An 8819-nucleotide genomic window follows, 5' to 3' on the forward strand; every position below is an offset into this window, starting at 1 on the left:
TCCTGCGCGACGGCGCCGAGGCAATGGAGCGTGAGGATCACGTCTCACCTCCGCGTCGAAGATCCCCCTGCACCCTCCGACCGCATATACGCGCGCAGCGCGTCCCGCAGCGTCGCCCGCGTCGTCAGCTCCTTCAGGCCCGCGTCGAGCGCCACCATCGTCTGCGCAACGGCCGCGCGAATCCCCGTGATCACCACGCTCGCCCCGAGCAGCCGCGTCGCGCCGACAATCCGCATGATGCGCTCGCCCGTCTCGGAATCGACGCTCTCCACCCCCGTCAAATCAAGGATCACCTGGCGGCACGAAGCGGAGCCAATCCGATGCAGCACCCGCTCCATGATCTCCTCGCCCCGCCGCGCGTCGAGCACCCCCACCAGCGGGACCGCGATAACGCCGTACCAGACCTCGATGATCGGCGCCGACAGCGCGTGGATCACCTCCTCCTGCTGGCTGATGACCGCGCGCTGGTCGAGAGCCTCCTGCTCCCTGCGCTCCTGCTCGGCGCGACTCAAACGAACGAGCGCCTCATTCGCGTGCCGTAGCTCCGCCGTCCGCTCCTCCACCTGCCGCTCCAGCTCCCCATACAACCGCGCATTCTCGATCGCGATCGCAGCCTGCGTGCAGATGAGCCCCACCACCTCGACCCGCGCAGGCGTGAATGCTCCCCGCGCGAGGTCGTTCTCCAGATAAATCACGCCCGAAAGCCGACCTTTGCCGATGATGGGCGCAGCCAGCGCCGAGCGCGGAGCCGCGTTCACGAGGTAAGGGTCGTGCCCAAAGGGGCCATCCTGCGCGCGATCCTCGAGGAGCACGCTCTCACGCGTGCGCGCCACGTACGCGAGCACGGTCGCAGGCAGATCCGAGCGTTGCCCGAGATCTCGCTCGATCGCCGTCGATGCAGGCGCGTCTTCCTCGCCGAACGCGCGCTGCTCCGCTTCGACGACGAGGCTGCCATCCCGCAAAAGGAGCAAGACCCCTCGCCGCGCGCCGGCGTTCTCCAGCGCCACGCGCAAGAGGGCGTCGATCAGTCGGGGCAGCACAATCTCGCCCGAGATCGCTTGCGCCGCCTTGAGCACCGACCCGATGTCCAGGGCGTCCGCCGAGGGCGCAGGCGTGCTCGGCAAGGGCGCGTCGAACGTCTCGTCGCGCCCGACAAGCTCGGGATAGGCGCGGGCGAGGCGGCGCGAGGCAACGGTTGCGCCCCAGCGGGCATAGAGCCGGCGCGCCTCGCTGAGGTGAGCGCGCGCGAGCGTCGTTTTCCCGGCGTCCATCCAGTGCCTCGCGCACAGCTCGTTCGCGAGCGCCTCGTCATGGATGTAGCCGCCGCGATGCGCGAGCGAGATCGCCGTGTCGTAGAGCTCCGCCGTCACGAACCTGTCTTCGCCGCGGGCGCGGGCGAGCTCGGCGCGAACCAAGGCCGCGCGGGCGGCGAAGTTTTCCGGACAGATCTCCGCCCAAGCATCGAGCTTCTCCGCGTAGGCCGCGGCGCGCGAGAGCAAACCCGCGCGCTCTTCAGGCGCGGCGCTCGTCGAGGCGCGCGTGAGCGCGATGGCTGCGTAGGCGCGGAAAACAGGCGTGCCGTGCCAGACCGCGATGCTGACGAGCTCGGGGTTCGACGCGAGCACGACGCGCGCCGCCTCCTCGAAGGCGCCCTGGAAGACGAGCAAAAAGACGATGTAGAGCTGCGCGAAGAAGAACGCGCTTTCGTTCTTGATCTGGCGACACGCGGCCATGACCTCCTCGATGTCCACGAGGGGTCCGACGAGGCGGCAGGGGTCGTCTGTCTCGACCGAGAGGTTGTAGGCGATCTGTCCGGCCGCGCCGGCCATCCAGGTGATCGCGTCGAAGCGGTCGAGCTTGCGGATCGGCTGGTAGCTCTTCGCCTCGGCGATGATGTCCTCGATGGGCAAACCGCGCATGAAGCTGTTCGTGACGGCATTGACCGTGTTGTAGAACGACCAGATGTACTGGCCTGTCTCCAGGCCCGCGTCCTTGCCCCTGATCAACGTGTCCCAGCAAGCGCTGTAGCCGTCTCCCCAGTACTGGACGAAGCCACCCCACATGTTGCGGATCATCGCTTCGTTCTTCTTGTCGCCGAGCTTCTCGCCGAGCCTGACAGCGATGCGGCCAAGCTCGTAGCCGAGCTTGATATGCCCACGGACGCACAAGAGCATGCCGAAATTGATACAGCCGTAGGTCGTGCTTCGCGACAAACCGTGGCGGTAGGACAGCTCGAGGATCTTGGCGATGCTGATGCTGAAGTTGTTCGTCGCGAGGAAGTACGTCGGCGCGAACAGCTCCTCCAGGACCTCGAGCAGCGCGGCGATCTCGGGGTCCTCGAGCGGCGGCAGGTCGAGTAGCGCCTCGGGCGAGCGCTCGACGACGAGGTCGAGTGTCACGCGCATCTGCTCCTCGAGCGTCGCTGCGTCCGGGAACGCGGGCAGGTCGAGGCCGAAGGAGTGCATCACCACGAGCCCCTCGGCGAGCGCCGCGGGCAGGTCGTTCTTGAGCACCTGCGCTTTCATCTTGAGCCGCAGGATCTCGGTTCGAGCGAGCCTCGTCGTGGCGCGCTCGAGGGCCTCTCCGAGCACGGCGAGCGCGTCATCGTGATGGCCGAGCAAGGACAGCGTGACGCCGAGCTTCCTCGCGTAGGCGAGGCGGAGTTGATGCTTCGACGTCCAGGCATCTTCGGGGAGGCATTGCAGGCCGAGCTCGAGGAAGCTGCGCGCGGCGCCAAACGCGGCCGATTCTTCGGCTCGCGTGGCGGCGACGAGGTTCATTCGGGCGAGCGTCTCGCGTTCGTGTGGATCGTCGATGAGCTCGAGCGCGCTGTTCAGGTGGCCGACCACGTCGAAGAGGTTGCGGCTCTCGGACAAGGGCGTGCTCTCGGCGAGCAGCCTGCCGATGCGCAGGTGGAACGCGGGCCGGCCTGCGACCGGGATCATCGCGTACGCGCCTTCCTGGACCTTGTCGTGAGCGAAGCGGTAGCCGCTCCTGCCCGGGATGATGAGCCCTTCAGCGGCGGCGGGCTCGAGGCGGCCGTAGGCCTGTTCGGGCGTACATTCGAGCACGGTGGCGAGCACGCCGAGGTCGAACTCGCTCCCGATGGCGGCGGCGAGGCGGAGGGCTTCCTGCGTGGTCTTCGGCAGGCGGGCGATGGTGCGCACCATCAGATCGACGACGTTTTCGCTGTAGGCGAGCTCGTCGAGTCGTTTGAGGTCCCAGTAAAAACCCTTCCCGGGCTTGAAGGTGAGCACGCCGTGGTCGCCGAGCGAGTGCAAGAAGCGACGGACGAAGAAGGGGTTGCCGGCGGTTTTTTGGAGGATGGCGTCGGCGAGCGGGCCGGTGTCCGAGCGCCGCAGGCTGTCGCTGAGCATGTCGACGATGTGACGACGCTCGAGCGGGCCGAGGACGATGTCGCAGACGGAGAGGCCTGCGCGTTTGTGCTCTTCGAGCGCCGCGATGAACGGGTGGGCGGGGGAGACTTCGTTGTCGCGGTAGGCGCCGCAGAAGAAGAACGACTCGAGGGAGTCGTCGGCGAGCAGGGCGCGCAGCAGGTCGAGGCTCGCGAGGTCGATCCACTGCAGGTCGTCGAGGAAAAACACGAGCGGGTGGGCCCTGCGCGCGACGACCGAGACGAACTGCACGAAGCATCGGATCAGGCGGTTTTGCGACTCGACGGGTCCGAGCGCGGGCACGACTGGCTGCGGGCCGAGCACGTGTGCCATCGAGGGCAGGACGTCGCAGATGACCTGGCCGTTTTGTCCGAGCGCCTCGAGCCATGCGTGCTGCCAGGCTTGGATCCGCTCGGTGCTCTCGGTGAGGATCTGCCGCACGAGGCCGTCGAAGGCCTGGATGATGGCGCTGTAGGGGGTGTCGCGGTTGAACTGATCGAATTTGCCGCTCGTGTAGTAGCCCTTCGCGCGGGCGAGTGGCTTGAGGATCTCGTGCACGAGCGCGGATTTGCCGATGCCCGAGTAACCGGAGACGAGGACGATGGAGCGTTCGCCGGCGAGCGAGCGTGTGAAGGTCGAGGTGAGCGCGTCGATGTCGCGCTCGCGACCGTAGAGCTTCTGGTGGATGCGCAGCCCGCCTTCGTGGTCGTGCTCGGCAGGCGTGAAGAGGGAGATCGTGCCGAGGGTCTCGAGCTCGTGGCTACAGCGGCGTAGGTCGGCGAGCAGGCCTTCGGCGCTTTGGTAGCGGTCTTCGGCGTTTTTCTCGAGCAGCTTGAGGACGAGACGCGAGAGGGTCTCGGGCACCGAGCTGTCGACGTGCGCGGGGGGTTTGGCCTGAAGGGCGAGGTGCGCGTGGATGAGCTCCATGGGCTCGCGGGCTTCGAAGGGCCGACGACCGGTGAGGGCTTCGTAGAGGATGATGCCGAGGGCGTAGAGATCGGCGCGGTGGTCGACGCTGCGGTTCATGCGGCCGGTTTGCTCGGGCGCGGTGTAGGGCAGGACGTCGTGGAGGACCTCGTACGCGTAGAGTCGCTCGTGTGCGCGCGTGACCTCGGCGTCGACGCCGGAGCCGGTGAGCTTGAGCGCGCCAGCATCGCCGACGAGGATGTTCTGGGGGCGGACATCGCGGTGGGTGATGCCGCGTCCGTGCAGGGCGGCGAGGGCTTCGGCGATCGCGGTGGCGATGGCGAGGGCCTCGGAGACGGGGAGCTTGTTGCCTGGGCGCGCGGCGAGGGTGTGGGCGAGGGTTTGGCCTGGGAAGTGTTCGCGTATGACGATGAGGCTGTCTTCACGCGCCTCTACGCCGAGGACGGAGACGAGGCTTTGTGAGCTGAGCTGCGCGAGTTGCGCGTACTCGTGTTTGAATCGCGCGATCTCGGCGCTCCGGGCGCGTCCGATGGACAGGCTTTGGATCACGACGGGCAGGCCGTCATGCACCCGCCGCGCGCGAAACGTCTTCGCGAACGGCGTTACTTCCACGCGTTCGAAGGCTGTATACCCTGCAATGTCGAGCATCAAGAATACCACCGAAGAGTGACCGAGGAAGCGTCTCGGGCAGGTCGGGGCGATGCCCTCCGCTCGAGCGGAACAACGAGCCTACCAAACTTTGCGGGATGGGGCGTTGAAGTAGTTGAGCCATTCAACGCGTATGCTGGGCTACGGGCCCCGCAGCGTCGGCGCGTGCGGCCGAGGAGCGCTGGGGAAGGAATGGGAGGCGGTCGCGGAAGCGGCAGCAGCAGCATCACCTGACGACATAGCTTTGACAGCTCCCAACCTTGACCCCGTCGCCCGCCACCCATAGCCTCATGACCGTTTCAATGAAGAACGCACGCCCCCACCCCCTCACGCGGCCCCATTTCCTGGCCGTCACCGCGCTTGCTCTCCTCCCGAGCTGCTGCGCGACGAAGCGTGCCTTCGAGGAAGGGTACATCGCAGCCGCCGCGGAAGCCGCGAATGCCTGGGTCGATGGGATGCGGCCGTGCACGGACGCGCCGCCGCAAGAAAACGAGGTGCAGGTCGTCGGGCACCTGTCCGATGGAGGGAGCGAATGGGTGGCGGAAGCGATCGGGTGTGACCCGGATGCGTTGTGCTGCGCCGGGATGCATCCCACGGCGATTTTCATCGAAGGCCTGGACCACAAGCTCACGCTCATCGAGCAGATGCACACACCGGACCCTTTCGGGGGGCGCCGCCGTGACTGCCAATGGCCTCCCTGGAAAAGGGCCATGCAGCGCACGACCGTGCGCGCGACGGGCACCAAGGGCAAATATGGCTTGGTCGTGAATGCGATGTGCAAGATTCCCCAGTCGGCTCGTTGACGCCCACCGGCGCATCTCCGTCGGGGGTCACGCGCCGGATCGCCCTCGCCCCTGCTCCCGCGCTCACGGCGCGATGCTGAACCGCGTCGCCCAGCGCTGCGTCGTCCCCGGAATCGTCACCCAAAGCCGGCACTCGCCGGCATCGCCGATCGCGGCCACCGGAATGGTGCTGGAAGCGAATGGATCCACGACGCCCACACTCGCATCACATTGCACGGGCGTCGACGATTCCGACGCGAACCAGGCCCCCGGCACGTTCTCGCAGAGCTTTCCGTGCGTCGTCATCGCCTCCTCGACGTGGAGGTCGACGCCGTTGCTCTCCTCGGGAAGGAAAAGCTTGTATGACGCACCTTCCTCGATGGGCTCGGACACATTGCCTTTGAGGGCGGCCTTGCGCAGGTAAAACGAGGCCTCGACGGACGTCAGCGCGTCGGGGCCCACCACCTCGAACGCCTGCATCCCCTGCACCGGCAGCGTCGTGTCGACCGACACCGTGACCGTACCTGGACCTGCGGTCATGTACGTGACACCGGGCCCAGACGTGAGGTCTCCGTTCGATTGCAGCGTGAGGGCCACGGGCGCGGGCGCATTGACCGCCGAGAAGGGTTTTCCCGTCGCGTCGAGCGGGCGCGCCGTCGGCGCCCACAGCGGCGCGCCCGCCGGCAGCACCATGGCATCCCAGCAGCCGGCCAATTGCTGGTGAAACTGCTCGACCACGAATCCTGTGACACGCTCGACGTGCAGCACGAGCCGGTGCTGGAGCGGCAGCGCGGTCGCGATCGATCCGTCCTCGGAGGGGCATTGCTGCCCGGTGATTTCGCCTTCGAGGAGCACGGTCACGGTGCCCTCCTCCCGCAGCTCGACCGCGAGCGCGCCGCCGACGATCTCGACGGCCGCGGCCGTCCCCTGCACGTCGGCGATCGACTGCCAGACCACCGGGCCCGGGTGCATCTTGCAATCGGACGAAAGGACGAAGCCGTCCTTCGGCACGAGCGTCACTTCGCGCGGGTAGCCATCGGCCAGCGCGTAAGTCAACTCGGTCTCCTCCTTCGCCTGCCCATTCGCGAGCTCGGCGTAGGCGACGACATCGGACGACGACGCGTACCTCGCTGGCAGCGTCAGCGTGTGGACGGGCGATGGCTCGGCAGAATCAGGAGCCGGGCCATCGGCGCAGGCGGCAAGGACCAGTGCAAACACGAGCGAAGCAACGGCGCGCATGAAAACCTCCGTGGTGGTGGGGGGACTCGACAGGCGTAGCGCCCGAGCGACCGGGTGAGAATGCACGTCGTCACCCGACGACCGTGCAAGAATCCACAGCCTATGAATTGGGACGATCTGCGCTTCGTCGCCGCGCTCTCGCGCGCCGGTTCCCTCGCCAAAACGGCCGCGGCGCTCGGCGTCGATCACACCACGGTCGGCCGCCGTATCGAGGCCGCCGAGCGCGCGCTCGGCCTGCGGTTGTTCACGCGCACGGCAGCCGGCTACGTCCTGACGCGCGACGGCGAGCGGCTGCTCTCCCCCCTGCGCCAGGTCGAGGACGCGGTGCTGGCGCTGGAGCGTGGCGTCCACGCGCAACGCGGCGCGCTGGAGGGCACGGTGCGGGTGACCTCGCCCGAGACCTTCGGCATCACCTATCTGGCCCCGCGCCTCGCGCGTTTTGGCCGCCAGTACCCGGCGTTATGCGTCGAGCTCCTGCCGGCCGGCGCGGTGCTCGACCTCAGCCGCAGCGAGGCCGAGCTGGCCGTGCGATTCGTCCGTACGTCACACGAATCGCTGCGGGTCCGCCGCGTCGGGGAGGTGAGACACGGCCTCTACGCGTCCTCCGCGTATCTGACCCGGCACCCGATCCGGACGCCGAACGATCTGCACGAGCACCCGCTGCTCTTGCCCACGAGCGGCGTCGAATTGGCCTGGCTGCAACATCTATCGCCGGGCGTGCGGCCCGCTTTCGTGAGCGACGTATCGCTGGCCCTCGCCGAGGCCGCGCAGGCCGACGCCGGGATCGCGGTGCTGCCGAGGTTCCTCGGGGACCGGACGCCGGGCCTGACGCACGTGCCCATGCCGCGCGAGCCTGGGCAGCCATTATGGCTGACGGTACACCGCGACCTGCGGCAGACCCCCCGGGTACGCGTGCTGGTCGACTATCTGGTGGCCACCCTGCGGGCCGACCGCGACCTCTTGCGCGGCGACTGAGCGGAAAACCCTCGCGGGCGTCGCCATACCTCCGGCAATGGCGCTCGCGGGACGCCTCGGCGTCGAGGTATCAAGGGTGCGCCGCTCGGCGGTCGTTCGCCTCGGCCACGCGGCGCTGGCAGCTCGCGAGCTGCTCGGCGGCGACGTCCTCGGACACGCCGAGCAGCTCCCGGCGTAGCTCGATGGGCGGGCAGTAACGGGTGGCCGTCCAGAGCGCCGGGTCCTCCAGGCTGGTGAAGCGCTGGAGGCGGGGCCATACGGTGGCCCAGTACTTCATCTTGCCGGTGGCTGGGTCAATCTCGCCATGCGAGGCGGTGACGATACGCGTGCCATCCGGGCTCCACGCCGCCGAATGGGCCTCGAACTCGGGGATGCGGAGGATCGCCGGCTCGCCCGTGCCATCCGCGTTCCACACGCGCACGGTCTTGTCATCCGAGAAGGTGACGATCTGGGCGCCATCTGGGCTAAACGTCCCCCCTCCCCTTGCTCCGCCACCAACGGGTGCGCCGTGTCCCTCGAGCTGCAGGGGCTTGCCCGTCCCGTCGGCGTTCCAGATCCAGGCGGTCTTGTCCCAGGAAGCGGTGACGATGCGTGTGCCGTCGGGGCCAAACGCCGCCGAAGAGACGCCATCCTGGTGCCCCTCGAGCCGCAGGGGCTTGCCCGTCCCATCGGCGTTCCACACCCGGGCGGTCTTGTCTGCCGAAGCGGTGACGATGCGCGTGCCGTCGGGGCTCCACGCCGCCGAGTAGACGCGATCCTGGTGCCCCTCGAGCCGCAGGGGCTCGCCCGTGCCATCGGCGTTCCACACCCGGGCGGTCTTGTCCCAGGAAGCGGTGACGATGCGCCTGCCGTC

The 8819-nt window shown here is 68.0% G+C and carries 5 protein-coding genes; 2 read left to right on the plus strand and 3 right to left on the minus strand.

Translation table 11 applies throughout. From position 1 onward, the window contains the following. Positions 1–44: 44 nt before the first annotated feature. Positions 45–4970: an AAA family ATPase gene (locus QHF84_RS48865; protein ID WP_281320548.1), complete on the minus strand. Its 4926-nt coding sequence runs from the start codon at positions 4968–4970 to the stop codon at positions 45–47. A 302-nt stretch (positions 4971–5272) separates the two neighbouring features. On the opposite strand from QHF84_RS48865, the gene QHF84_RS48870 reads away from it, so the two are divergent. After that, a complete protein-coding gene (locus QHF84_RS48870) occupies positions 5273–5773 on the plus strand; it encodes a hypothetical protein (protein ID WP_281320549.1) in 501 nt (166 codons plus the stop codon). A gap of 63 nt (positions 5774–5836) precedes the next feature. On the opposite strand, the gene QHF84_RS48875 is transcribed toward QHF84_RS48870, so the two are convergent. Next, positions 5837–6991 (minus strand): hypothetical protein, encoded by a 1155-nt coding sequence (locus QHF84_RS48875; protein WP_281320550.1) that lies wholly within the window; start codon positions 6989–6991, stop codon positions 5837–5839. A 60-nt stretch (positions 6992–7051) separates the two neighbouring features. Between QHF84_RS48875 and QHF84_RS48880 the strand changes: the two genes are divergently transcribed. Further along, positions 7052–7966, plus strand: coding sequence for a LysR family transcriptional regulator (locus QHF84_RS48880; protein WP_281320551.1), 915 nt, complete (start codon positions 7052–7054; stop codon positions 7964–7966). A gap of 70 nt (positions 7967–8036) precedes the next feature. Here QHF84_RS48880 and QHF84_RS48885 read toward each other — a convergent pair. After that, positions 8037–8819: WD40 repeat domain-containing protein (locus tag QHF84_RS48885; RefSeq protein ID WP_281320552.1), on the minus strand; the 783-nt coding region annotated here is incomplete at its 5' end.

The organism is Polyangium sp. y55x31 (assembly GCF_029946505.1).
GTDB lineage: Bacteria > Myxococcota_A > Polyangia > Polyangiales > Polyangiaceae > Polyangium.